Raw genomic sequence first — 23,027 nt, forward strand, 5'->3', positions numbered from 1 at the left:
CTCATGAACGATCTGAAGGCACGGCTGGTGGACGAGGCGGCGGAGGTGGGCTTTGCGGCCTGCCGCATCTGCCGCCCCGGCGACGTGCCGCAGGTGGCGGAACGGCTGGCGGCCTTTCTCGAGGCCGGGTACCACGGGCAGATGGGCTGGATGGCCGAGCGCACCCATTGGCGCGGCAACCCGGCTGCGCTCTGGCCCGAGGCGCGCTCGGTGATCATGCTGGCCGAGAACTACGGCCCCGAGCAAGACCCCCGCACGGTGCTGGCGCAACGGGAGCGGGCGGCGATCTCGGTCTACGCGCAGAACCGCGACTACCACGACGTGGTGAAGAAGAAGCTGAAGCGCCTCGGGCGCTGGCTGATCGATGCCGCCAGCCGCGAGGCGGGGTCCGAGGCGCCGCAGATCAAGGTCTTCGTCGACACCGCGCCGGTGATGGAGAAACCGCTGGGACAGGCGGCGGGGCTGGGCTGGCAGGGCAAGCACACCAATCTTGTCAGCCGCGAGCTGGGCTCGTGGTTCTTCCTCGGGGCGATTTTCACCACGCTTGAGTTGCCGGTGGACGGGGGCGAGCGCGACCATTGCGGCTCCTGCCGGGCCTGTCTCGATGCCTGTCCGACGGCGGCTTTCCCGGCGCCCTACCGACTCGATGCGCGGCGTTGCATCTCCTATCTCACCATCGAGCACGACGGCCCTGTCGACACGGACCTGCGGGGCCTGCTCGGCAACCGCATCTACGGCTGCGACGATTGCCTTGCGGCCTGTCCCTGGAACAAGTTCGCCGAGGTCGCGTCGGAGGTGAAATACCACGCCCGAGAGGACCTGCTGTCGCCGCCGCTGGCCGAGCTGGCGGGGCTGGACGATGCGGGCTTCCGGGCGCGCTTCTCGGGATCTCCGATCAAGCGCATCGGGCGGAACCGCTTCGTGCGCAATGTGCTCTATGCCATCGGCAACTCGGGACGGGTGGAGTTGCGGGGCGTGGCGCAGGGGCTGTGCGGAGATGCCGACGAGACGGTATGCGACGCGGCGCGCTGGGCGGTGGCGCAGTTGGCGGACGCCGGGGGAGCTGGCGGGTGAGGATTTGCCGTCCCCGCGGGGACACGAGAAAAAGCGTCGGTGCCGAGGGATGGCACCGACGCCCACGAGGGTTCCTGGGATCCAGGAGGTTCTGACAGGAGTACGTGCCTCCTGCTGCAAAGATGGGCGGGGCTGGGGTGTCCTGCAAGGAAAATCACGCGAACGGGAACGGGGGTGTTCGCCATGTGCGTGTGCCGTGATCAGCACCGCGTCTCACGCGTGCAATGGGGCTCCGCTACGGGAGCTTGCCACGTGCAAACGCCCCCTGCGCTGGAGAACGCAGGGGGCTTCCGGAGCCACGAGGCAAGCCCCGGACCGCACCGGCTGGGCGCGGATGGTCAGCCGCGGTCGTCGACCAGCAGCTCGATATGGTCCTGCGCGGCGTAGACGCCGATGACGTCGTCGGGTGCGAAGCCCTGCTGGTCCAGTTCTGCCGTCAGCTCGTCATTGTCCGACAGCAGACCGCGCAGCGCGTCGAGTTCCGGGGCGGCGGCCTTCAGCGCGTCATCGAGGGCCTCGGCGCTTTCGTTGGCCTGCCCTTTCAGCGTGCTGAGGGGCAGGATCTCGACCTTCGAGGCTTCGACCACGGTTTCCGGGTCGGCCATGGAGAGATCGGCATTGCGCAGCGAGGAGATCGCCTGCCCGTAGCTTTGCGGCACCTCGGCGCGCAGCGCTTCGGCGGTCTGGGGCGAGACAGGCGCGGTGTCGGTCATGCCCGATCCGGCGGCGCCGGTGCTCTGGGTCATCTCCGAGCTTTCGAGCGGCGCCTGGTCCTGTGTCGCGGGATCCGCGGCAAGCGAGGTCTGAGCATGGGCCGCGGCGGAGAGCGAGGCGGCGGTGAGAACGGCAAGGCCGAGTCTGGTGGTGGAACGGAGGGTCATATCGGGTCTCCCTAGCATCCTTGGTCGGTGGCTCCGGAGCGCATCGTTGCGCCGGTCATGGAGCTAATGCGCAGGAGCGGTCTTCGGATCCCACTGTCGCCGCAAGGTGACGGCCGCGTGAGAAAACGGCATGGTCTTGCCGGAAAGGGCCCCTGTGGGGTGGCGGGACACCGCCGGTTCCCACGGCTTGCGCGTCTCGGCGGCGGGGCGCCTCGGATGGACATGCACGCAGCGGCGGGGCGCCTGCGAAGGGGCCTTTGCTTTGCCGTCGCGGGACCCCATCTTAGGGCCAAGACCAAAGACCGGAGGATTCCATGGCGACATATGAACGCAATCCCGACGTGATCGCGGCACTCGATGCCGAGCAGTACCGCGTGACGCAGGAGAACGGCACCGAGCGGCCGGGCACCGGCAAGTATCTCGACAACAAGGCGCCCGGCATCTACGTCGACATCGTCTCGGGCGAGCCGTTGTTTGCCTCGTCCGACAAGTACGAGAGCGGCTGCGGCTGGCCGAGCTTCACCAAGCCCATCGAGCCGGCCCATGTCGCCGAGCTGCGTGACACCACCCACGGGATGATCCGCACCGAGGTGCGTTCGACCCATGGCGACTCGCACCTCGGGCACGTCTTCCCCGACGGGCCGGTGGACCGTGGCGGGCTGCGCTACTGCATCAACTCCGCCTCGCTGCGCTTCGTACCGCGCGAGGATATGGAGGCCGAGGGCTACGGCGCCTACCTTGATCAAGTGGAGGACGTGGCATGAGCACTGAACGCGCAGTTCTGGCCGGTGGCTGTTTCTGGGGCATGCAGGATCTGATCCGCAGGCTGCCGGGGGTCGAGGGCACCCGCGTCGGCTATACCGGCGGCGATGTCCCCAATGCCACCTACCGCAACCACGGCACCCATGCCGAGGGCATCGAGATCCTTTTCGATCCCGAGACCATCAGCTACCGGCGGCTCCTCGAGTTCTTCTTCCAGATCCACGATCCGACCACGCTCAACCGGCAGGGGAATGACCTTGGCATGAGCTACCGTTCCGCGATCTACTATGTCGACGAGGCGCAGAAGGCCGAGGCGCTGGAGACCATCGCCGATGTCGACGCTTCGGGGATCTGGCCCGGCAAGGTGGTGACCGAGGTGGCGCCGGTGGGCGATTTCTGGGAGGCCGAGGCGGAGCATCAGGATTACCTGGTGCGCTATCCCGGCGGCTACACCTGCCACTTCCCGCGCCCGGACTGGGTGCTGCCGCGCCGCGATGCGGCGGAATGAGGCAGGGCTGGTAACGTTTGCGGGGGCGGCGCGGCGGGGGCCGCGCCGCCCCTCGACATGCCGGAAGGGAACCGTCAAAGCTTCGCCGGCGTTCGCCCAGAGTTCGTTCACCCAAAGTTCGCCAGCCTCGAAGGACCGCCCCGCATGAGCAGCGCCGCCGCGCCCGAGACCGTTGCCGGGTCTTCCACCGATCGTCCTGTGGGCGAGATCGTCGACCGCCTGCAAAAGGCCGCACAGGACCCGCGGGTATCGCTGCGCGACATGGTGGAGAGCTTCGGCGAAAGCTCTTTCATCCCGGCACTCATGGTGCCCGCGCTGCTGGTGGTCTCGCCGCTCTCGGGGATCCCGCTCTTCTCGACCCTTTGCGGGCTGCTGATCGCTTTCATCGCGGGGCAGATGCTGATCTCGCGGCGCCATCTGTGGCTGCCCGAGTTCCTCATGGCGCGCAGCTTCGACGGGGCGAAGGCGCGCAAGGGGCTGGGCAAGCTGCGGGGCCTTGGCGACTGGCTCGACCGGAACGCGCGCAGCCGGCTGCGTCTGATGACCGCCGGGCCGATGCGCAAGCTGCTGCAGGCGGTGTGCCTGCTCTGCGGCCTCGCCATGCCCTTTCTCGAGCTGGTGCCGTTTTCCTCGTCGATCCTCGGGCTGACGGTGCTCTGCTTTGCGACCGCTTTGCTGGTACGTGATGGGCTTTTTGCCACCATTGGCTGCGTGACGCTGGCGGCGGCGGTGCTTGTGCCGCTGATGATCGCCGGGGTGATCTGACGCCGGTTCGGCTCAGCGGCCGGCGGCACCGTTGAAAATGGCGATGATCACGACGGCGGCGACGACCAGGCCGACGAAGAGCAGCACCGCTCGGCGTCCCATGCGGCGGGTCTCGGGCGTCTCGGGAAGCTGGACGGGGCGGTCCGTGGCACCGGCGTCCCCGGGACCGGCGCGGACGTCGTGTGGGTGGGCGACGTCATGCGCGTGTTCGTCGCGACTGTCAGCGGTCATCTCGGCCTCCTTGCGGGCTGAAGTCTCACTCGGGCCCAACGCCCTGCGCGGCGACGGGGTCCGCCTGCTGCGGAGCGCGCGGCGGCCATTCGGGGCTGCGTTCCCAGCCCTTGTCGCCGAAGCTGTAGTGCCGCCGCTCGGCCTCGATGAAATGGTCCTCGCGGGCGATCATCCGGCGGATGTTGGCGCTGTGGCTGTCGAGATCGAGGATGGCGAAATCGTTCTCTTGTCCCCGCAGCCGGGTCGAGAGCCCGGTGCCCACATGCACCTGCAGCACCTGCGCGCCGTGCTTGCGCGACAGGAACGGCTCGGTCCGCCAGCGGTGCAGGTGCCCCGAGAGCACAAGGTGGGCGCCGCATTCCGAGAGGCGCTCGATCGCCTGGTCGGCGTCGCGCATGAGCGATTTCTCGACGTCGGGGTCCTGCTCGAAGGGGTGGTGGGCCAGCACCACGTTGAGCCCCTTGCTCTCCGAGAAGATCCGGCAGGCGTGGCGCATCTGCAGCCAGCGGATCTTGCCGCGCTGCCAGCGGAAGCGGTCGACGGTGTTGAAGCCCACGACGGTCAGTCCCGGCAGGTGCTTCACCGGCATCATCTCCTCGGTGATGAAGCGACGGTAGCGGCGGTAGGGGCGCACGAAGCGCAGCCAGAGGTTGTCGAGCGAGACGTCGTGGTTGCCCGGGACCGCCATCCAGGAGGCCTGCAGCTTGCGCAGGAAGGCACGGGCGTCGCGGTACTGGCTGCGGCGGGCGCGCTGGGTGAAATCGCCGGTCACCGCGACGAGGTCGGGCTTGGCGCCGTTCACCGCCCGCAGCAGCGGGTCGAGGAGCTCGGGCGCCGTGCGGCCGAAGTGCAGGTCCGAGAGGTGAATGAGCCGGGTCATGCGGGCAGCGCTTTTTCGAGGGCGGCGTCCGCGGGCTCTTCGATCTGCGGCTCTTCGAGGGCCGCGACGTTCTCGGACGGTACCATCACCCGCAGTGGCTCGGAGCGGCGGCGGAAGCGGATCGGTGTCTCCATCAGCTCCTTCTCGCCGTCGCGAGCCACCAGCGCCTTGGGGCGTGCCGTGTGCAAGGTGATCTCGCGGCCGGTCACACAGCCGAATTCCTCGCCCTTCTGCGCCTTGCCGATGGCGAGCCGGAACGAGGCGCGCACGAGGTCCCAGCGGCTGGTGCCCTTGGACGTGAACAGCACGAACTCGCCGTCGCGTATCGCCTCCGCCCCGTCGAGGTTGAACTGATCTAGCTGGTAGGCGCTGTTCGCGACAAAGGCGAGCGGTGTGCGGATCTCGGATTTGCGGCCATCCACCTCGACCTGCAGGCGTAGCGGGTGGCGGAAACCGGCAAGGGCCAATACCACCGACCAATAGGCGGCCAGTCGAGAGCGGCCCCAGCGTTGGTAGACGCCCTCGCGCGTGCGCAGGATCAAAGGGTAGATCCCGAGGCTGGCGTTGTTGAGGAAGACCTCTCCGTTCACCTCTCCGAGGCTGATCTCGCGCAGCCGGCCGGTGGCGAGGATGCGCACCGCATCCTCGGGCTCCTCGGGGATGTCGAGGCCGCGGGCAAAATAGTTGAAGGTGCCCTGAGGGATCACCCCCATGGGCACACCCGCCTCATGCGCCGCGGTGGCCACCGCGCCGATGGTGCCATCGCCGCCCGCCGCGACGATCATCGCGCAGCCGTTCCCCGCCGCCTTGCGGGCCGTGTCGAGGATCGGCTTGTCGGGGGTGAGGCCGATCAACTCGGCCTCGAGCCCGTTCTGCGCGAAGAGGTCCTCGAGCGACTTGCGGCGGCTCTGCTTGTCGGGGTGGTCCCCGGAGTGCTCGTTGAGGATGACACAGATCTTTCGATTGTCGGTCACGGGGGCGCTCTCCATCGGGGGTTCCGGAGATCAACGCGCGCAGGTGCGGGCGGTTCCCCTGGCAACGCGGGAGCGGCGTCGCAATTTTGCACCACTTGAGGCAACCAGCGGATTGACGCCGCGTTGGCTTCTGCGCAGGTTGCCCAGATGCAGAACGCTTCCTCCCCGCCCGATCCCTCGCCGCAGTCCGCGGGCGTCACCGCGCATGAAGACCGCGTGCGGCTTCGCCATGTGGGGCTCCGCGGCTGGCTGCACGCGTTGTGGCGGACCTGGAAGCGCATGGACGAGCGCAACCTCGGGCTGATCGCGGCGGGGGTGGCCTTCTACGCCTTCCTGTCGATCTTCCCGGCCATGGCCGCGGTGATCGCGATCTGGGGCTACTGGGCCGATCCCATCGCCATCGCCGAGCAGATGGAGCTGCTCACCGAGGTCATCCCCGACACCGCCTTCCAGCTCATCGACGCGCAGATCACCCAGCTCATCTCGACCAACCGCTCGACGCTGCAATGGGCCTCGATCGCCTCGATCGTGCTGGCAATCTGGACGGCGCGGGCCTCGGTGGCGGCGCTGATCCGGGGGCTCAACACGGTGACCGAGGCGCCGCACCGGACCAACCCGCTGCGCCGGGTGCTGGTCGCCTACGGCATGACCGCGGTGCTGGTGCTGGTGGCGCTGCTGGCCTTCGCGGCGGTGGTGGTGGTGCCGGCGGGAATGGTCTTCCTGCACCTGCCGGCGGAGGTCGAGATCGCGGTGGAGGGGACGAAGTGGATCGTGCTGCTCTGCGTGGTCTACCTTGCGGTGGCACTGGTCTACCGCTTCGGGCCGAACCGGCGCCACGCCCGCATGCCCTGGCTGACGCCGGGCGCGGCCATCGCGGTGATCGCCTGGGCCATCGGCTCCTTTGCGCTGGCCAGCTACGTGCGCAACTTCGACCGGCTGAACGAGGTCTACGGCTCGCTCGGGGCGGTGGTGGCGTTGCTGCTGTGGTTCTACGTGAGCGCGCTGGTGACGCTGCTGGGCGCCCAGCTCAATACCGAGCTGGCGCGGGTGCTCATTGCCCGCCGCGCCACAGAAAAGGACCGGGCGGAGGGACCCCCGGAGCGGGCTCCGCGAGACGCCCGGGAAGCTTCTGAAAAAATTTGACGAATTGCGGGAACCAATGGCCCGCCCCAGTGTTTGGAATTCAAGGACGCAGCATTTGTTCTGTCCCTGATCCCGGGTTGCACCCTGTCCCGACTTCCCTCAGTGGCCCGGATCATTGCAAGGCTCCACCTTTTCCCCGAGGTGGAGCCTTTTCCTTTCCTGCGGTGGCGCAACACGGCGGCCTGGCCCCTGCGCGGGTTTGAATTGTGCGGCGGTCGTCCCTCGCGTAGCCTCGAGGGGCAGAGCACACTCGGCGGGAGGGCCAATCGGATGGCTGACTGCGTCAAGCTGCGGCCCGGAGGCGCCTACGCGGGCAAGCAGGGGTTCGACTACTTCGAGGGCATCGCGCGGCAAACGGTGGGCAGCCAGGGGCTGTGCATGCACCTGCTCACCATTCCCCCGGGCGCGCGCGCCAAGGCGCACAAGCACGAGACCCATGAAACCGCGATCTACGTGATCTCGGGGCGGGCGCGCATGTATTGGGGGGGCGCAACTGGAGCACGTGATGGAAACCTCCGCCGGCGATCTGATCTACATCCCGGCGGACACGCCGCATCTGCCGCTCAACGACGGTACCGAGCCGGCGGTTGCGGTGATCGCGCGGACCGATCCCAATGAGCAGGAAAGCGTGGTGCTTCTGCCCGAGCTCGAGGCGCTGGTGCCGGGCTGACGCCGGGCGTCAGGATCTGGGCGTCAGGGTCTGGGGGTGGCTCTGGCCAGCGCCGCGGTCCCGAGCGCGCTCTCCATGTCGGCCACGGCGGCGACCAGCGGGGTCTGCGGCACCACGGTGAACCCGTCCGAGGCCCGGCTGAGATCCTCTATGGTTACCAGCACCGCGGTCAGCACCAGCGAGAAGACCAGCGTCCGCCAGCTGAGCCTTCGGCCCTGCAGCGCCGCGCGGTTGCCGATGATGAAGAGCCCCGAGCCGGCGGCGAAGGTCAGCAGCATCCATATGCCCGAGGTTATGCTCTTCGAGGCGGCGGCGACGCGGCGGGTGTGGGCGTCGAGTACCTCGGTGATGCCGCCTGCGACATAAGTGGAGACGGGGGCGGGCACCTCGGGCGTCAGCGCCGCCATGGTGGTGGGCCAGAGCGCCGCTTGCGCCTCGGTGCTGTGCGCCACGAAGGCGTCGACGTTCTCGCGGGTGGCATGGTAGCCCGACGGCACGATGCGGGTGCGCGCGTAGCCGAGCAGCGCCTGCTGCAGCGGACGGCCTTCGGCCTCGGGCAGCATGTCGGCGCGCAAGAAGGCGGTGCCGAGCGCCGCCGCCTCCTCGACCACCGCCGAAACGCTGGCCTCGCGCCAGCCCAGCACGGCGCTGAAGGTGAAGCCGAGCAGCAGCCCCAGCAGCGCCAGCAGCGCGCCGAGCGAGGCCTCGCCCGGCATCTTGCCCTCGGTATAGCGTGCGGGATCCCGGTTGCGCTCGTGGCTGCCGAGGTGGAAGCCGGCGAAGGCGCAGGCGGGCAGGGCCAGCAGGAAGATGAGGATGACCAGCCCGAAGGGGATCGAATGGGTTGCGATGGACACCGGGAAACCTCGACTCCTGAAAACCGCGCAGGGTCCTTGGAGTCGGAAATGCCGGGGACTCCGGGAGCAATCCTGCCGGCACGATGATCCTCTACCCGGGCGGTTTCGCAAAGAGATTCTTGCGGCACGCCGCGCGGGCAGGGCCGCGCGGCCGGAGCCGCCGCGCCTCAGGCGGCGCGGCGGGTGGCAGGGGCCTTGCGCCCCTCGCCGATGATGTCGAAGAGGTGCAGCACGATCACCGTCGTCGGAATGGCGACGATGCCGCCGAGCGGCCCCCAGAGCCAGAGCCAGAAGACCAGCGAGACGAAGATCAGGAAGGGGTTGATCTGGATGTGCTTGCCGACCAGCCCCGGGGTGACGAATTGCGCCTCGCACATGTTCAGCAGCAGGTAGACCGCCGCCGGCGCAAAGCTCATCAGCCCGTCGAAGGCCACCAGCCCGTTGAGCAGCAGCCCCGCCACCATGGCGGCGGGCCCGACGTAGAGCACGTAGTTCAGCAGCGCCGCGGCGATGCCCCAGATCGGCGCGGCGGGCATGCCGATCGCCATGAGCCCGCCGGTCACCGCGAAGCCGAGGCCGATGTTGATCAGCGAGATCGTTGCAAAATAGCGTGCAACGGAATTCTCGGCCGCGCAGAACCGCTCGAGGATGGCGGCGGTGGTGGTGTTGTCGCCGATGCGATGGGCCATCCAGTTGTAGATGCCCCAACGGGTCAGCAGGAAGAAGAACAGCCCACCGAAGAAGACCAGCGCCTGCGCCACGATGACCGGCGCGAGGTAGAGCGCATCGGTGACGCTGGGCATGCCCGAGCCCTCCTCGGCCTTCTTCTGCGCCGCGCCAAGTGCCTGCTCGACCTCGTCGATGCCGCGGATCAGATCGCGATACTCGAAGAGGAACTTGCGGATCTCGTATTTCACCGTGGGGATCCGGTCGATGGCGGCGGTGATATAGGGCTCGGCCAGGAAGCCGAGCGAGGCGATCAGAAAGAAGATCAGCACGATCAGCAAGATCGCCACGACCCCGCGCGGCAGGCCGATCTTCTCCATCCGATCGGCCAGGGGCGAGAAGATGATGCCGACGATCACCGCCAGCATCAGCGGGGCGAAGATGTCCTGGGCAAGCTTGAGGCAGACCAGCAGGGCCAGCCCCGCAAGGATCGCGACGCTGACGCGCAGCACGGGGTCGGCGGTGGGGGTGCGGTTCATGAAATGGGCAGTCTCAAATGAGGGATCATGGCCCTCAACTTCGAGATGCGGAATTCGTTCCCTGCGCTGCGCGCCCCGCCGCCCCGATTTTGTGACAGTCGGGCGGAGGCCGCTCCCGCCGCCCCGCCCGCCTTTCTTCTAGGTGCAAATATCCCGGGGTCCGGGGCAGAGCCCCGGCTCTCCCCGCGGCCCGCCTATTCCGCCGCTCGGGCCAGCGCGTAGCGGTTGCCGGGTTCCGAGATGCCGAGGTTGCCGCGCAGGGTGCCGGCCTCGTAGTCCTCGCGGAAGAGCCCGCGGCGGCGCAGTTCGGGCACCACCAGCCGGGTGAAATCCTCGAGCGAGCTGGGCAGGGTCGGGAACATCAGGATGAAGCCGTCGGCGGCGCGGGTCTCGAACCATTCCTGCATGAAATCGGCGATCTGGCTCGGCGTGCCGGTCAGCCCGTTGCCGGTGTGGCGGCGGGCGTAATGCGTGATCAGCTCGCGCATGGTGTGGCCTTGCGTGACGAACTCCTTCAGCTCGTCGAAGAGCGCCTTCGAGCCCTTGGCCTTCTCGGGCATGCGCTCCATCGGGAAGGGCTTGTCGAGATCGACGCCGCGCAGGTCCGCCTCGAGGAATTCCTGCAGCATCAGCAGCCCGACGTCCGGGTGCATGAGATCCACAAGCTGCTGCGCCTTGGCCTCGGCCTCTGCCTCGGTCTCGCCGACGTTGATGACGATGCCGGGCATGATCTTCAGATCATCCTCATGCCGTTCGTACTTGGCCATGCGGCTTTTCACGTTGGCGTAGAAGGCACGGTTCTTCTCGATGTTGGAGGCCAGCGAGAAGACCATCTCGGCGGTGCGGGCGGCGAGCTCCATGCCGGGCTCCGAACCGCCCGCCTGGGCGATCACCGGGCGGCCCTGCGGGGTGCGGGCGATGTTCAGCGGGCCGCGCACCTGGAAGTGCTTGCCGTGGTGGTTCAGCTCGTGGAGCTTGTTCTGGTCATGGTAGATGCCGCTGTCGCGGTCGAGCAGCAGCGCGTCGGGCTCGTAGCTGTCCCAGAGGCCGAAGACCACGTCGACGAATTCCTCGCAGCGCTCGTAGCGCTCGGCATGCGGCGGCAGCCCCTCGCGGTTGTAGTTGTAGCCGGTCTCGTCATGGTCCGAGGTCACCACGTTCCAGCACATCCGCCCGCCCGACATGTGGTCTGCCGAGGCGAAGAGCCGGGCGATGTTGTAGGGCTCGTAATAGGAGGTCGAGGCGGTGGCGACGAAGCCCAGCCTCTCGGTGTGCTGCGACAGCGCGGTGATCGCGGTGATCGGCTCGAAGCGGTTCATCTTGGTGGGCTGGCGGGCGAGCGCGGCGGGATCGCCGATGGCCGCCGCCGGGCTGTCGGCAAAGAACATGAAGTCGAGCTTGGCCGCCTCCGAGATCTGCGCGACCTTCTTGAGGTGCGCGAGGTCATTGGCGCCCTGCACGTCGCTGCCCGGGTGCAGCCAGGCCGCCGGGTGGAAGCCGAATGTATAGACGAAGGTACCGAGTTTGAGCTGGTCGGGGCGCGACATGGGGAGTCCTCTGGCGGGCGAAAGATGCAGCGAGAATGTCGCTTGGAGGCACTTTGGACAAGCGGGGCGGAGCTGCGCATTGGTTTAGTTTTTCTAAAGTGATCGAGGGAGCGAAAGTGCGGACCGGCCCGACTCTTGCGGTGCCTGCTGGTTGGGCATCGCGGCGCCCGCCCGCGCGTTTTCCCGACGGCTCGATTGACAGCTCTTCAATTGTATAGACATAAAGACGTAACGACCGGGAGAATCGAAATGACAAAGCAACAGGTGCTGCGCGGCGGAACCCTGGTGACGCTGGAGGAGGAGAAGGGCTACGGGCTGCTCGAGGGCGGCGCGGTCGCCATTGACGGCGCAACCATTGCCTGGGTTGGTCCCATGGCCGACCTGCCCGAAACCTTTGCCGACTGGCAGGTGACCGAGCTCGAGGGGCGTCTGGTGACACCCGCGCTCACCGACTGCCACACCCACCTCGTCTATGGCGGCTCGCGGGCCCGCGAGTTCGAGATGCGCCTCGAGGGCGCCAGCTACGAGGAGATCGCCCGCGCCGGTGGCGGCATCGCCTCGACCGTGCGCCACACCCGCGCGGCGGACGAGGGGGCGCTGATCGCGCAATCCCTGCCGCGGCTCGATGCGCTGCTGGCCGAGGGCGTGACCACGGTGGAGATCAAGTCCGGCTACGGGCTCGACCGCGACACCGAGCTGCGCCTGCTGCGCGTCGCCCGCAAGCTGGGCGAGCTGCGCCCGGTCAACTTGGTGACCACCTTCCTCGGTGCGCACGCGCTGCCGCCGGAATGGCAGGGGACCAAGGCCGAGTATATCACGCAGATCTGCCTGCCGGCCCTGCGCGCCGCCCATGCCGAGGGTCTGGTGGATGCGGTCGACGGCTTCTGCGAGGGCATCGCCTTTTCTGCCGCCGAGATGGAGCCGGTCTTCGCAGAGGCGAAGAAGCTCGGCCTGCCGGTCAAGCTGCACGCCGAGCAGCTCTCGCATCAGGGCGGCATCCAGCTTGCCGCCAAGTACGGCGCGCTTTCGGCCGATCACGTCGAATACGCTACCGAGGCCGACGCCGAAGCCATGGCGCAGGCGGGCATGGTCGCGGTGCTGCTGCCCGGTGCCTTCTATGCCATCCACGAGACGCAGGCGCCGCCCGTCCCGGCCTTCCGCGCGCACAACGTCCCCATGGCGCTCTCGACCGACGCCAACCCTGGCACCTCGCCGCTGACCTCGCTGCTGCTGACCATGAACATGGGCTGCACGCTGTTCCGGATGACCCCGGAAGAGGCGCTGCGCGGGGTGACGGTGAACGCGGCGAAGGCACTCGGCTTCACCGACCGCGGGCGTATCGTCGCGGGGCAGCGCGCCGATCTCAATATCTGGAACACCGACAGCCCGGCAGAGCTGTCCTATCGCATCGGGTTCAACCCGCTCCATGCCCGTATCTTCGGAGGCCAAGCATGATCCTCACCCCCGGCACCGCCACGCTGGCGCAGCTCGAACAGCTCTGGCGAAGCGATGCGCCCGCCCGTCTCGATGACGCGGCGCGCCCGGCCATCGCCGCCTCGGCCAAGGTAGTCGCTGATGCCGCCGCCGGATCCGAGGCGATCTACGGCGTCAACACCGGCTTCGGCAAGCTCGCCTCGATCAAGATCGCGCCCGAGGACACCGCGACGCTGCAGCGCAACCTGATCCTGTCGCATTGCTGCGGGGTCGGCGAGCCGCTGCCCCGCGCCACCACGCGCCTCATGATGGCGCTCAAGCTGCTGAGCCTCGGCCGCGGCGCCTCGGGCGTGCAGGTGCAGACGGTCGAGCTGCTGGAAGCGATGCTCGAGGCGGGCGTGACCCCGCTGGTGCCCTGTCAGGGCTCGGTCGGCGCCTCCGGCGATCTGGCACCGCTGGCGCATATGACCGCCGTGCTGCTTGGGGCAGGGCAGGCGGAGTTCGAGGGCGAGGTGCTGCACGGCGCAGACGCGCTCGCCAAGGCCGGCCTCGCGCCCGTCGTGCTGGGCCCGAAGGAGGGCCTTGCGCTGATCAACGGCACGCAGTTCTCGACCGCGCTGGCGCTTGTTGGTCTCTTCGAGGGCTGGCGCAACGCGCAGACCTCCGTCGTGACCGCCAGCCTGACCACCGACGCGATCATGGGCTCCACGGCGCCGACCCGCGCCGAGATCCACACACTGCGCGGCCATCGCGGCCAGATCGAGGTCGCCGCGGGTATCCGCGAGTTGATGGAGGGCTCGGAGATCCGCGAGAGCCATCGGGAGGGTGACACCCGCGTGCAGGATCCCTATTGCATCCGCTGCCAGCCGCAGGTGGCGGGCGCGGCGATCGACCTGCTGCGCTACGCCGCGACCACGCTCGAGATCGAGGCCAACGCGGTCACCGACAACCCGCTAGTGCTGGGGCCGGGCAACATCGTCTCGGGCGGCAACTTCCACGCCGAGCCGGTGGCCTTTGCCGCCGACCAGATCGCGCTGGCGCTCTCCGAGATCGGCGCCATCGCGCAGCGCCGCGTGGCGCTGATGGTGGACCCGGCGATGAACCACGATCTTCCACCCTTCCTGACCCCCGCGCCGGGGCTCAACTCGGGCTACATGATCGCCGAGGTCACCACCGCCGCGCTCATGTCCGAGAACAAGCACCTCGCCAACCCCTGCTCGACCGACAGCACGCCGACCTCGGCCAACCAGGAAGACCATGTGTCGATGGCCGCCCATGGTGCGCGCCGCCTTGGTCTGATGAACCGCAACCTGTCGGTGATCCTCGGGGTCGAGGCGCTTTGCGCCGCGCAGGGCGTGGATTTCCGCGCGCCGCTGAAGACCTCGCACCGGCTGGCGCGCGTGGTCGCGAAGATCCGCGAGCATGTCGCGCCGCTGGAGAACGACCGCTACCTTGCGCCCGACCTCGAAAAGGGTGCCGTGCTGGTGCGCGAAGGCGACCTGCTGGCCGCCGCAGAACTGGAGGAAGCGCTGTGAGGAACGAGCCCGTCACCGTCACGAGGGGAGACAGCCCCATCGTCCTCGGCCTGCCGCACACCGGCACCTACCTGCCGGACGAGATCTTCGACAATCTCACCCCGCGCGGCAAGGAACTGAGCGACACCGACTGGCACATCCACAGGCTCTACGAAGGGTTGCTGCCGGGCGCGACCATGGTGCGCGCCACTTTCCACCGCTACGTGATCGACGCCAACCGCCCGCCGGATGGCGCCAGCCTCTATCCCGGCCAGAACACAACCGGACTGGTGCCGCTCACCGATTTCGACGGCACGCCGATCTGGCTTGAGCAGCCGGACGAGGCAGAGATCGCCGCCCGCCGCGACGCTTTCCATGCTCCCTACCACGCGGCCCTCATGGCCGAGATGGAGCGGGTCCGGGCGAAACACGGCGTGGCGATCCTCTATGATTGCCACTCGATCCGCTCGCACATCCCCTTCCTCTTCGAAGGCAAGCTGCCCGCTTTCAACATCGGCACCGGCAAGGGCACGACCTGCGATCCGTCGATCGAGGCCGCGACGGCCGAGGTCTGTGCCGCTGCCGAGGGCTATACGTCGGTACTGAACGGCCGCTTCACCGGTGGCTGGACGACGCGTCACTATGGCCGCCCCGAGGAGGGCTTCCACGCGATCCAGATGGAATTGGCGCAGGACACCCACCTCGAGAGCGAGCTGGCCCCCTATGCCTATGACGAGGGTAAGGCCGCGAAGCTGCGCGCCCACCTTGCCGAGCTGCTGCAGCGGATCGAGGCGCTCGCGCCCGCGCTTGCCAAGTAACACTGCCACCGAGGAGTCCCGAGATGACCAACCCCCGCCACAACCTGCGCGACGTCTTCCCCGCGACCGGCACCGAGATCACCGCGAAAAGCTGGCTGACCGAGGCGCCGATGCGGATGCTGATGAACAACCTGCACCCCGATGTCGCCGAGAACCCGCACGAGCTGGTGGTCTACGGCGGCATCGGCCGCGCCGCCCGCACCTGGGAAGATTTCGACCGTATCGTCGACTCGCTGAAGAAGCTGGAAGAAGACGAGACGCTGCTGGTGCAATCGGGCAAGCCGGTGGGCGTGTTCCGCACCCATCCCGACGCGCCGCGCGTGCTGATCGCCAACTCCAACCTCGTGCCGCATTGGGCGAATTGGGATCACTTCAACGAGCTCGATAAGAAGGGCCTGGCGATGTACGGCCAGATGACCGCGGGCTCGTGGATCTACATCGGCGCGCAGGGCATCGTGCAGGGCACCTATGAGACCTTCGTCGAGGCGGGCCGCCAGCACTACGAGGGCAACCTCAAGGGCAAGTGGATCCTCACCGGCGGTCTGGGCGGCATGGGTGGCGCGCAGCCGCTGGCGGCGGTCATGGCCGGGGCATGCTGCCTCGCCGTGGAATGCGACGAGACCCGCGCCGACTTCCGCATCCGCACCCGCTACTGCGACGAGAAGACCCACTCGCTGGACGAGGCGCTCGAGATGATCGAGCGCTGGACCAAGGCGGGCGAGGCAAAGTCGGTGGCACTGATCGCCAATGCCGCCGACGTCTTCCCCGAGCTGGTGCGCCGCATGAAGGCGGGCGAGCCGATGCCGAACGGTCGTCCGGACATCGTCACCGACCAGACCTCGGCGCATGACCCGGTGCATGGCTACCTGCCGAAGGGCTGGACCGTCGCCGAGTGGCGCGCGAAGCAGGAGAGCGACCCCAAGGGCGTGACCAAGGCCGCCAAGGCCTCGATGCGCGACCACGTCGCGGCGATGGTCGACTTCTGGAACGCCGGTGTGCCGACGCTCGATTACGGCAACAACATCCGCCAGATGGCGCTGGAGGAGGGGCTCGAGGACGCCTTCGCCTTCCCCGGCTTCGTGCCCGCCTACATCCGCCCGCTGTTCTGCCGCGGCGTCGGCCCGTTCCGCTGGGCGGCGCTTTCGGGCGATCCCGAGGACATCTACAAGACCGACCAGAAGGTGAAGGAGCTGATCGACGATCCGCATCTGCACAACTGGCTCGACATGGCGCGCGAGCGCATCGCCTTCCAGGGCCTTCCGGCGCGCATCTGCTGGGTCGGCCTCGGGCTGCGCCACAAGCTCGGCCTCGCGTTCAACGAGATGGTCCGCAACGGCGAGCTGAAGGCGCCGATCGTCATCGGCCGCGACCACCTCGACAGCGGCTCGGTGGCCTCGCCGAACCGCGAGACGGAAGCCATGAAAGACGGCTCGGACGCGGTCTCCGACTGGCCGCTGCTGAACGCGCTGCTCAACACCGCCTCGGGCGCGACCTGGGTGTCGCTGCACCACGGTGGCGGCGTCGGCATGGGCTTCTCGCAGCACTCCGGCATGGTGATCTGCTGTGACGGCACCGAGGCGGCGGACAAGCGTCTGGCGCGCGTGCTCTGGAATGACCCTGCGACAGGCGTTATGCGGCACGCGGATGCGGGCTACGAGATCGCCATCGACTGCGCCCGCGAGCATCAACTCAACCTGCCGGGGATCCTAGGGTGACACATCAGACCGCTTTCGCCGCACTGGACGCAGCCTTCCCGGGCCGGATCGAGCGGGGCGAGGCGGTCCGCGCGCAGCACGGGGCAGGGGACAGCTGGCATCCGGCGGCCCTGCCCGACGCGGTGTTCATGGCGCAAAGCACCGAGGAGGTGGCGCAGGCGGTCAAGCTTTGCGCCGCCCATGGCTGCCCGATCGTGCCCTTCGGCGCGGGCAGCTGCATCGAGGGGCAGGTGAACGCCACGCAAGGCGGGCTCTGCATTGATCTGTCGCAGATGGACAAGCTGCTGCGCGTCAGCCCCGAGGACATGGATTGCACCGTGCAGGCCGGGCTCACCCGGCAGGCGCTGAACGAGGAGCTGCGGGCGACCGGGCTCTTCCTGCCCATCGACATCGGCGCCCATGCAACACTCGGCGGCATGGCCTCGACCCGCGCCTCTGGGACGATGACCGTGCGCCATGGCACCATGGCCGATCTGGTGATGGGGCTGACCGTGGTGCTGCCGGACGGGCAGATCGTGCAGACCGGCGGGCGGGCGCGGAAATCCTCGTCGGGCTATGACCTCACGCATCTCTTCATCGGCGCCGAGGGCACGCTCGGGATCATCACCGAGCTCACGCTGCGTCTTTCGGGTATTCCCGAAACGGCGAAGGCCGGGCTCTACAGCTTCCCCACGATCGAGGCCGCAACGCAGACCGTGGTCGAGGCGCTGCAGTTTGGGCTGTGCCTGAACCGCATCGAGTTGATGGACGCGCTGCAGGTCAAGGCGATCAATGCCTACAACAAGACCGAGTTGCCCGATCAGCCGACACTGCTTGTCGATCTTGCAGGGTCCGAGCAACAGGTCGACACCGACCGCGACACCTTCGACGCGCTGGCCTCGGAGAACGGTGCGGAGCTGCACCCGGTGAACACGCCCGAGGACTACAGCAAGGTCTGGGCGCTGCGCCATTCGGCGCTCTATGCCGCGCGCGGGCTGCGGCCCGGCTGCAAGTCACTCTCGACCGATGTCTGCGTGCCGGTCTCCGAGCTGCCGCGCATCCTTGCCGAGACCGGCGCGGATCTCGATGCGGAGGGGATCATCGCGCCGATGCACGGGCACGTGGGGGACGGCAACTTCCACCTCGTGATGCTCTTCGATGACGGCGACGCCGAGGAGAAGGCGCGGGTGCAGGCGGCACACGGCCGACTCGTCGAGCGCGCCCTCGCCATGGGCGGCACGGCCACCGGCGAGCATGGCGTGGGTCTGGGCAAAAAAAAGCTACATGGAGGCCGAGCACGGCGCGGCGCTGGCGCTTATGAAAACGCTCAAGCGCGCGGTGGACCCGGCCAATCTGATGAACCCGGGCAAGATTTTCGATCTCTAGTCGCGGATGACCTTCGGGTATGCGCCTGATTTTTGGGCGCTTGGCCTTGCCTGTCACAAACCCGCATGAGAAGGGCGAACGGCAGGGATTGACACAGGGGCTCAGCGTGGTCCCTTTTGTATAGTCAAAATCGGAACCCGGCCCGAGGGATGGCAGGGACCGACAACAGGGAGACTACTGGATATGCGCAACAAAGTCATCTCCGCACTCGCGGGTGCCGCGCTTCTGATGGGTGGGGCCGCCGCGGCCCAGGCGCAGGACGCGCTGGCACGCATCAAGGAAGCCGGCGTCATGAAGGTCGGCACCGAGACCGCCTTCGCCCCCTTCGACTACATCGACGCGGGTGACCACGTGGGCCTTAACATGGATGTCTTCGCCGCCATCGGCGAAGAGCTGGGCGTCGAGATCGAGTGGATCACCCTCGACTGGGCTGGCGTTCTGCCGGGCCTCGAAGCGGGTCAGTTCGACATGGTTGCGGGCCCCGCGACCATCACCAAGGCTCGCATGGAGCGCTATCGCTTCACCCCGCCGATCGCCGAGGCCACCGTCGCCCTGCTGAAGTCGGCCAAGGACGACTCGATCACCAAGCCCGAGGACATCGCCGGCAAGACCATCGGTTCGGGCCACGCCACCGCGCAGCTCGCCCAGCTCGAAGAGTTCGGCAAGACGCTGACCCCGGCGCCCGAGACCAAGGACTACGTCTCGTTCAACGAGGCCTATGCCGACCTCGCCGCGGGCCGCATCGCCGGTGTCGCCAACTCGCTGCCGAACATCGCCTTCGTGGCGCAGCAGCGCCCCGAGATCTTCGCGGTGGTCGCGCCCTTCGGCACCAAGACCTACTTCGGCTTCCCGGGCCTGAAGGACGACGACCACGCCTCGCTGATGGACGCCATCGATGCCGCCATCCTGAAGATGAAAGCCGACGGCCGTCTTGGCGAGATGCAGCAGAAGTGGTTCGGCCAGACCTTCGACACGCCCGACGCGGTGACCGAGCCCAACATCTAAGGCAATCCCTGCCGGTCCGTTCACCCGGGCCGGCCCTTTCGGCCTGGCCGGCGGAGGGTCACGCGACCACCGCCGGCATTTTTCTCACCGCAACAGACGCCAAGCCCGAGGCCCTTCCCGGAATATGAGCTGGAAACTCTTCAACCTGCTGCTCGAAGCCTCGCTGATGACAATCTTCGTCAGCACGATCTCGATCCTGATCGGCCTCGTTCTGGCGATCCTGCTGTCGGCGGCGAACCTGTCGGGCATCCGCCCGCTGCAATGGTTCTCGAAATTCTTCATATCCTTCTTTCGCGGCACGCCGCTGCTCGTGCAGCTCCTTCTGCTCTACAACCTGCTGCCGGTGATCGGCGTGCAGATCCCCTCGCTGGTGACCGCGATCATCGGCCTGTCGATCTGTACCGCCGCCTACCAGGCGGAGAACCTGCGCGGCGGTTTCGAGGGGGTGCCCACCGGGCTCGTCGAGAGCGCCGACATGGCGGGTTTCACGCCGGTACAGACCTTCTTCCACATCCGCGTGCCGATCGCGCTGCGGCTGACCCTGCCGGCGCTGATCAACGAGGCGATCCTGATCCTCAAGGCCTCGTCGCTGGTGTCGGTGGTCGGCCTGATCGAGCTCACGCGGATGGCGCAGAACCTCGTGGCCTCGACCTTCATGCCGCTCGAGATCTACGCCAGTGCGGGCCTGATCTACCTGGTGATCAACCTCGTGGTGGCCACGGCGGGCCGCCAGCTTGAACGCCGCCTGCCGGGCGTGGGGAGCAAGTGATGGGCTTTGATTTCGATGTCATCCTGTCCAAGCAGGACCAGCTGATCTCCGGCATCGCCATGACGATCTTCGTCTGGGTGGTCGGCACGCTCCTTGCCGCGCTGATCGGTTTCATTGTCGCCACCGCGCGGCGCTACGGAGGCGTGCTGGTCGACAAGGCGCTGACCGTGCCGATCGAGGTGATCCGTGGCACGCCCTTCCTGGTGCAGCTCTTCCTGCTCTACTTCGGCGGCCCCTACATCGGGCTGTCGCTGGATGCGCTGCCCGCCGGCCTGCTGGCCCTCAGCGTCTACGGCGCCGCCTATTTCGCCGAGATCTTCCGCGCCGGTTACCAGTCGGTGCCGCCGGGCCATGTCGAGGCGGCGGAATGCCTCGGCTTCACCCGCATCCAGATCATCCGCAACATCCTGCTGCCCGAGATGGCGCTGCTGGTGATCCCGCCCTCGGTCAACATGGCGATCATCCTGCTGAAGGAGACGGCGCTGCTCTCGCTCATCACGGTCCCCGAGATGACCATGACCGCCAGCGCCATCGGCTCGCAGGAATACGCCTTCGTCGAGGCAATGGTGCTGATCGCGCTCGTCTACTGGGTGCTGGTCGAACTGGCGGGCCTGCTCGGGCGGTTCGCGGAAAAGAAACTCTCAAGATACAGGCTGGCCAAGGCATGAGCGACAACGCGATCTCCGTTCAGCATCTGGTGAAACGCTTCGGCACGACGACCGTGCTCGACGACATCTCGCTGGAAATCCCGCGCGGGCAGGTGTCCTGCCTGATCGGCCCCTCGGGCTCGGGCAAGTCGACGCTGCTGCGCTGCATGGCCTTCCTCGAGGAAGCCACCGACGGCTCGATCTTCATCGAGGGAAGCCCGCTCGGCTTCGTCTACGACGGCGCAGGCAAGCGCCAGCGTCAGAGCGCCAACGATCTGCGCAAGGTCCGCTCGCAGATCGGCATGGTGTTCCAGCAGTTCAACCTGTGGCCCCATATGACCGCACTCGGAAACGTGTCTGCGGCGCTGCGCCGGGTGCGCAAGATGGGCAAGGCCGAGGCCGAGGAAAAGGCCATGCTGCAGCTGCGCAAGGTCGGGCTCGAGAACCGGGCCGGGCACTACCCGAGCCAGCTCTCGGGCGGCCAGCAGCAGCGCGTGGCCATCGCCCGTTCGCTGGCGCTGGAGCCGAAGATCATGCTCTTTGACGAGCCGACGTCGGCGCTCGATCCCGAGCTGACCGGCGAGGTGCTGAACGTGATGCGCGGCCTTGCCTCCGAGGGCATGACCATGGTTGTGGTGACCCACGAGATCGGCTTTGCCGCCACCGTGGGCAACCAGATCAGCTTCCTCGACCACGGCAAGCTGCTGTTCACCGATGCGCCCTCGAAGGTCTTTGCCAAGCCGCGCCACCCGCGTCTCGAGCAGTTCCTCGACACGTATCTCGATCGCGGCGCGTCGACGCTGATCTGACGGAGGCCCCATGAGCAAGGAGAGCGCTCCCAGATCCTCGCTGCACGAGCGCATCCGCAGCGACCTGGAAGGCAAGATCCTCTCCGGGGCCTGGCCGCCTGGGCACCGCATTCCGACCGAGCAGGAGCTGCGGACGGAATACGGCTGCTCGCGGATGACCGTGAACAAGGTGATGACCCAACTCGCCAACGCGGGTCTGGTGCTGCGGCGGCGCAAGACGGGCTCGATCGTCATGCCGCAGCAGAGCCAGAACGCGGTGCTCGAGATCAAGGATATCAAGGACGAGGTGACCGCGCAGGGCGGCACCTACCGGCACGAGGTGGTCGAAAGGGTGCTGCGCAAGGCCGCGCCAAGCGAAGCCGGGGAGCTGGGCATCGAGGACGGCACCGAGGTGCTCGCGCTCACGTGCCTGCACTATGCCGACGAGGCGCCCTTCTGCCTCGAGGACCGGGTGATCAACCTCGAGGTCGCCCCTGCCGCGCGGACGGAGAGCTTTGCCGAGCTGGCGCCGGGGGTCTGGCTGCTGCGGCACATCCCCTGGAGCGAGGCCGAGCACACCATCGCCGCCGTCGGCGCCTCGGCGCGGGTGGCAAAGCTGCTCGATCTTTCGGCAGGCACGCCCTGCCTGGTGATGGAGCGCCGGACCTGGCGGCAGGGCGAGACGGTGACCGAGGTCCGTCTGACCTACCCGGGCGCCGCCAACCGGCTCAGCGCACGCTTCACCCCTTCGGCGACCTGAGCGGGCTCAGCGCGGGCGGGCGCCATCGAGAAAGAGCGCGATGGCGCGGTCGCGCCGCGTCGCGCGCACCTCGGGCGAAGAACAGTAGCGCTGCGGATCGAGCAACTTGTGGATGCCGTTGCCGAACGCCATGTCCATCAGCATCTCTGCGGCGGCGTCGCAGTCTTCGAGCTTCAGTGCGAGCTCGCCGGACTCGACCGCATCGGAAAGTTCCCGCGCAATATGGTTGCGCAGCGAAAGCGCGCCGGTTTCGAGGATGCTGCAGGCCAGCTTGGGGTAGGTCGGGGCCGAGGTGATCACGGCGCGCAGCAGCTCCAGCGGTGCCTCGTTGAGGCTCGGCTCTTCGTTCAGCGTCAGCAGGTGGCGCAGCCGCTCTTCCAGCGGCGCACCGTTGTTCTGGCTGTCCCGGCTGCGAAAGATACGCTGGCCGATGCGGGCGAAACAGGCGCCGAGCAGTGCCTCGCGGCTGTCGAACATCGTGTAGATCGTGCGCTTGGACATATGGACCTGCCGCGCGATGGCGGCGACCGAGGCATCCTCCAGGCCGCGCTCGGCGATCATTTGCGTGGCGGCGGACAGCACCATTTCTTCCCGGGTCTTCTGGTCCATCTGCACCGGCCGTCCGCGGCGGCGGGGCGGGCTCTGAGCGTCGTCGGGCTGGGCGGAATCGGTCATTTGTGTCCTTGGGTCACAGGGCGGTATTTAAATCGTAACG

At 67.7% G+C, this 23,027-nt stretch carries 24 protein-coding genes; 16 read left to right on the forward strand and 8 right to left on the reverse strand.

The window, feature by feature from the left end; all coding sequences use genetic code 11:
* Positions 1 to 3: 3 nt before the first annotated feature.
* A complete protein-coding gene (queG, locus tag CLG85_RS13395) occupies positions 4 to 1,074 on the forward strand; it encodes a tRNA epoxyqueuosine(34) reductase QueG (RefSeq protein WP_095882228.1) in 1,071 nt (356 codons plus the stop codon).
* A 338-nt stretch (positions 1,075 to 1,412) separates the two neighbouring features.
* Here queG and CLG85_RS13400 read toward each other — a convergent pair whose 3' ends face one another.
* Positions 1,413 to 1,955 (reverse strand): hypothetical protein, encoded by a 543-nt coding sequence (locus tag CLG85_RS13400; RefSeq protein ID WP_095882227.1) that lies wholly within the window; start codon positions 1,953 to 1,955, stop codon positions 1,413 to 1,415.
* A gap of 314 nt (positions 1,956 to 2,269) precedes the next feature.
* Here CLG85_RS13400 and msrB point away from each other — a divergent pair, with 314 nt between their 5' ends.
* The 3 genes from msrB (at position 2,270) to CLG85_RS13415 (ending at position 3,990) form a co-directional block, all read left to right on the forward strand.
* Positions 2,270 to 2,719, forward strand: coding sequence for a peptide-methionine (R)-S-oxide reductase MsrB (gene msrB / locus CLG85_RS13405; RefSeq protein ID WP_095882226.1), 450 nt, complete (start codon positions 2,270 to 2,272; stop codon positions 2,717 to 2,719).
* A complete protein-coding gene (msrA, locus tag CLG85_RS13410; RefSeq protein ID WP_095882225.1) occupies positions 2,716 to 3,225 on the forward strand; it encodes a peptide-methionine (S)-S-oxide reductase MsrA in 510 nt (169 codons plus the stop codon). Before msrB ends, msrA begins: the two co-directional genes overlap by 4 nt.
* 144 nt (positions 3,226 to 3,369) lie before the next feature.
* The gene (locus CLG85_RS13415) at positions 3,370 to 3,990 is read left to right on the forward strand and encodes an exopolysaccharide biosynthesis protein (protein WP_095882224.1); all 621 of its coding nucleotides are present in this window, start codon (positions 3,370 to 3,372) and stop codon (positions 3,988 to 3,990) included.
* A 12-nt stretch (positions 3,991 to 4,002) separates the two neighbouring features.
* On the opposite strand, the gene CLG85_RS13420 is transcribed toward CLG85_RS13415, so the two are convergent.
* From CLG85_RS13420 to CLG85_RS13430, 3 genes are read right to left on the reverse strand one after another with little or no spacing between them, the layout of a single operon-like run.
* Positions 4,003 to 4,221, reverse strand: a complete 219-nt coding sequence (locus CLG85_RS13420; RefSeq protein WP_095882223.1) for a hypothetical protein — start codon at positions 4,219 to 4,221, stop codon at positions 4,003 to 4,005.
* 25 nt (positions 4,222 to 4,246) lie between these two features.
* Positions 4,247 to 5,101: a metallophosphoesterase family protein gene (locus CLG85_RS13425; protein WP_095882222.1), complete on the reverse strand. Its 855-nt coding sequence runs from the start codon at positions 5,099 to 5,101 to the stop codon at positions 4,247 to 4,249.
* Positions 5,098 to 6,075, reverse strand: coding sequence for a diacylglycerol/lipid kinase family protein (locus CLG85_RS13430; protein ID WP_235865386.1), 978 nt, complete (start codon positions 6,073 to 6,075; stop codon positions 5,098 to 5,100). The genes CLG85_RS13425 and CLG85_RS13430 overlap by 4 nt, the downstream gene beginning before the upstream one ends.
* Before the next feature lie 147 nt (positions 6,076 to 6,222).
* On the opposite strand from CLG85_RS13430, the gene CLG85_RS13435 reads away from it, so the two are divergent.
* Complete coding sequence (locus CLG85_RS13435) at positions 6,223 to 7,218, forward strand: YihY/virulence factor BrkB family protein (RefSeq protein ID WP_095882220.1); 996 nt, start codon at positions 6,223 to 6,225, stop codon at positions 7,216 to 7,218.
* A 505-nt stretch (positions 7,219 to 7,723) separates the two neighbouring features.
* Positions 7,724 to 7,888: a cupin domain-containing protein gene (locus CLG85_RS13440; RefSeq protein WP_260349082.1), complete on the forward strand. Its 165-nt coding sequence runs from the start codon at positions 7,724 to 7,726 to the stop codon at positions 7,886 to 7,888.
* 23 nt (positions 7,889 to 7,911) lie between these two features.
* Here CLG85_RS13440 and CLG85_RS13445 read toward each other — a convergent pair whose 3' ends face one another.
* The 3 genes from CLG85_RS13445 to CLG85_RS13455 form a co-directional block, all read right to left on the reverse strand.
* Positions 7,912 to 8,745: a bestrophin-like domain gene (locus tag CLG85_RS13445; RefSeq protein WP_095882218.1), complete on the reverse strand. Its 834-nt coding sequence runs from the start codon at positions 8,743 to 8,745 to the stop codon at positions 7,912 to 7,914.
* Between the two features lie 167 nt (positions 8,746 to 8,912).
* Positions 8,913 to 9,950, reverse strand: a complete 1,038-nt coding sequence (locus CLG85_RS13450; protein WP_224843029.1) for an AI-2E family transporter — start codon at positions 9,948 to 9,950, stop codon at positions 8,913 to 8,915.
* Between the two features lie 194 nt (positions 9,951 to 10,144).
* The gene (locus tag CLG85_RS13455) at positions 10,145 to 11,497 is read right to left on the reverse strand and encodes an LLM class flavin-dependent oxidoreductase (RefSeq protein WP_095882661.1); all 1,353 of its coding nucleotides are present in this window, start codon (positions 11,495 to 11,497) and stop codon (positions 10,145 to 10,147) included.
* A gap of 249 nt (positions 11,498 to 11,746) precedes the next feature.
* Here CLG85_RS13455 and hutI point away from each other — a divergent pair, with 249 nt between their 5' ends.
* The 10 genes from hutI to hutC all read left to right on the forward strand — a co-directional run bounded on the left by hutI (position 11,747) and on the right by hutC (position 22,312).
* A complete protein-coding gene (hutI, locus tag CLG85_RS13460; protein WP_260349087.1) occupies positions 11,747 to 12,952 on the forward strand; it encodes an imidazolonepropionase in 1,206 nt (401 codons plus the stop codon).
* Entirely contained in the window at positions 12,949 to 14,466 is a 1,518-nt protein-coding gene (gene hutH / locus CLG85_RS13465) for a histidine ammonia-lyase (RefSeq protein ID WP_095882662.1), read from the forward strand. The genes hutI and hutH overlap by 4 nt, the downstream gene beginning before the upstream one ends.
* Positions 14,463 to 15,263, forward strand: coding sequence for an N-formylglutamate deformylase (gene hutG, locus CLG85_RS13470; protein ID WP_095882663.1), 801 nt, complete (start codon positions 14,463 to 14,465; stop codon positions 15,261 to 15,263). Before hutH ends, hutG begins: the two co-directional genes overlap by 4 nt.
* A gap of 23 nt (positions 15,264 to 15,286) precedes the next feature.
* Positions 15,287 to 16,978 carry a urocanate hydratase gene (gene hutU, locus CLG85_RS13475; protein WP_095882664.1) on the forward strand — a complete coding sequence of 564 codons (1,692 nt, stop codon included), beginning with the start codon at positions 15,287 to 15,289 and terminating at the stop codon, positions 16,976 to 16,978.
* Positions 16,975 to 18,372, forward strand: a complete 1,398-nt coding sequence (locus CLG85_RS13480) for an FAD-binding oxidoreductase (RefSeq protein ID WP_260349092.1) — start codon at positions 16,975 to 16,977, stop codon at positions 18,370 to 18,372. The genes hutU and CLG85_RS13480 overlap by 4 nt, the downstream gene beginning before the upstream one ends.
* 154 nt (positions 18,373 to 18,526) lie before the next feature.
* Positions 18,527 to 19,348 carry a transporter substrate-binding domain-containing protein gene (locus tag CLG85_RS13485; protein WP_095882666.1) on the forward strand — a complete coding sequence of 274 codons (822 nt, stop codon included), beginning with the start codon at positions 18,527 to 18,529 and terminating at the stop codon, positions 19,346 to 19,348.
* A gap of 124 nt (positions 19,349 to 19,472) precedes the next feature.
* Positions 19,473 to 20,117, forward strand: a complete 645-nt coding sequence (locus tag CLG85_RS13490; RefSeq protein ID WP_095882667.1) for an amino acid ABC transporter permease — start codon at positions 19,473 to 19,475, stop codon at positions 20,115 to 20,117.
* A complete protein-coding gene (locus CLG85_RS13495; RefSeq protein ID WP_095882668.1) occupies positions 20,117 to 20,785 on the forward strand; it encodes an amino acid ABC transporter permease in 669 nt (222 codons plus the stop codon). The genes CLG85_RS13490 and CLG85_RS13495 overlap by 1 nt, the downstream gene beginning before the upstream one ends.
* Entirely contained in the window at positions 20,782 to 21,573 is a 792-nt protein-coding gene (locus CLG85_RS13500; protein WP_095882669.1) for an amino acid ABC transporter ATP-binding protein, read from the forward strand. The genes CLG85_RS13495 and CLG85_RS13500 overlap by 4 nt, the downstream gene beginning before the upstream one ends.
* 10 nt (positions 21,574 to 21,583) lie before the next feature.
* On the forward strand, positions 21,584 to 22,312 hold the full coding sequence (gene hutC / locus CLG85_RS13505; protein WP_095882670.1) for a histidine utilization transcriptional repressor HutC: 729 nt from the start codon (positions 21,584 to 21,586) through the stop codon (positions 22,310 to 22,312).
* A 6-nt stretch (positions 22,313 to 22,318) separates the two neighbouring features.
* Here the strand turns inward: hutC and CLG85_RS13510 are convergent, their stop codons facing one another.
* Positions 22,319 to 22,987 carry a TetR/AcrR family transcriptional regulator gene (locus CLG85_RS13510; protein WP_095882671.1) on the reverse strand — a complete coding sequence of 223 codons (669 nt, stop codon included), beginning with the start codon at positions 22,985 to 22,987 and terminating at the stop codon, positions 22,319 to 22,321.
* Positions 22,988 to 23,027 lie beyond the last annotated feature (40 nt).

The organism is Alloyangia mangrovi (genome assembly GCF_002300555.2).
GTDB lineage: Bacteria > Pseudomonadota > Alphaproteobacteria > Rhodobacterales > Rhodobacteraceae > Salipiger > Salipiger mangrovi.

Excerpts from the sequence above, each read along its gene's own strand:
- queG (WP_095882228.1), top strand. The coding sequence starts at position 4 with ATGAACGATCTGAAGGCACGGCTGGTGGACGAGGCGGCGGAGGTGGGC.
- CLG85_RS13400 (WP_095882227.1), bottom strand. The coding sequence starts at position 1,955 with ATGACCCTCCGTTCCACCACCAGACTCGGCCTTGCCGTTCTCACCGCC.
- msrB (WP_095882226.1), top strand. The coding sequence starts at position 2,270 with ATGGCGACATATGAACGCAATCCCGACGTGATCGCGGCACTCGATGCC.
- msrA (WP_095882225.1), top strand. The coding sequence starts at position 2,716 with ATGAGCACTGAACGCGCAGTTCTGGCCGGTGGCTGTTTCTGGGGCATG.
- CLG85_RS13415 (WP_095882224.1), top strand. The coding sequence starts at position 3,370 with ATGAGCAGCGCCGCCGCGCCCGAGACCGTTGCCGGGTCTTCCACCGAT.
- CLG85_RS13420 (WP_095882223.1), bottom strand. The coding sequence starts at position 4,221 with ATGACCGCTGACAGTCGCGACGAACACGCGCATGACGTCGCCCACCCA.
- CLG85_RS13425 (WP_095882222.1), bottom strand. The coding sequence starts at position 5,101 with ATGACCCGGCTCATTCACCTCTCGGACCTGCACTTCGGCCGCACGGCG.
- CLG85_RS13435 (WP_095882220.1), top strand. The coding sequence starts at position 6,223 with ATGCAGAACGCTTCCTCCCCGCCCGATCCCTCGCCGCAGTCCGCGGGC.
- CLG85_RS13440 (WP_260349082.1), top strand. The coding sequence starts at position 7,724 with ATGGAAACCTCCGCCGGCGATCTGATCTACATCCCGGCGGACACGCCG.
- CLG85_RS13450 (WP_224843029.1), bottom strand. The coding sequence starts at position 9,950 with ATGAACCGCACCCCCACCGCCGACCCCGTGCTGCGCGTCAGCGTCGCG.
- CLG85_RS13455 (WP_095882661.1), bottom strand. The coding sequence starts at position 11,497 with ATGTCGCGCCCCGACCAGCTCAAACTCGGTACCTTCGTCTATACATTC.
- hutI (WP_260349087.1), top strand. The coding sequence starts at position 11,747 with ATGACAAAGCAACAGGTGCTGCGCGGCGGAACCCTGGTGACGCTGGAG.
- hutH (WP_095882662.1), top strand. The coding sequence starts at position 12,949 with ATGATCCTCACCCCCGGCACCGCCACGCTGGCGCAGCTCGAACAGCTC.
- hutU (WP_095882664.1), top strand. The coding sequence starts at position 15,287 with ATGACCAACCCCCGCCACAACCTGCGCGACGTCTTCCCCGCGACCGGC.
- CLG85_RS13485 (WP_095882666.1), top strand. The coding sequence starts at position 18,527 with ATGCGCAACAAAGTCATCTCCGCACTCGCGGGTGCCGCGCTTCTGATG.
- CLG85_RS13490 (WP_095882667.1), top strand. The coding sequence starts at position 19,473 with ATGAGCTGGAAACTCTTCAACCTGCTGCTCGAAGCCTCGCTGATGACA.
- CLG85_RS13495 (WP_095882668.1), top strand. The coding sequence starts at position 20,117 with ATGGGCTTTGATTTCGATGTCATCCTGTCCAAGCAGGACCAGCTGATC.
- CLG85_RS13500 (WP_095882669.1), top strand. The coding sequence starts at position 20,782 with ATGAGCGACAACGCGATCTCCGTTCAGCATCTGGTGAAACGCTTCGGC.
- hutC (WP_095882670.1), top strand. The coding sequence starts at position 21,584 with ATGAGCAAGGAGAGCGCTCCCAGATCCTCGCTGCACGAGCGCATCCGC.
- CLG85_RS13510 (WP_095882671.1), bottom strand. The coding sequence starts at position 22,987 with ATGACCGATTCCGCCCAGCCCGACGACGCTCAGAGCCCGCCCCGCCGC.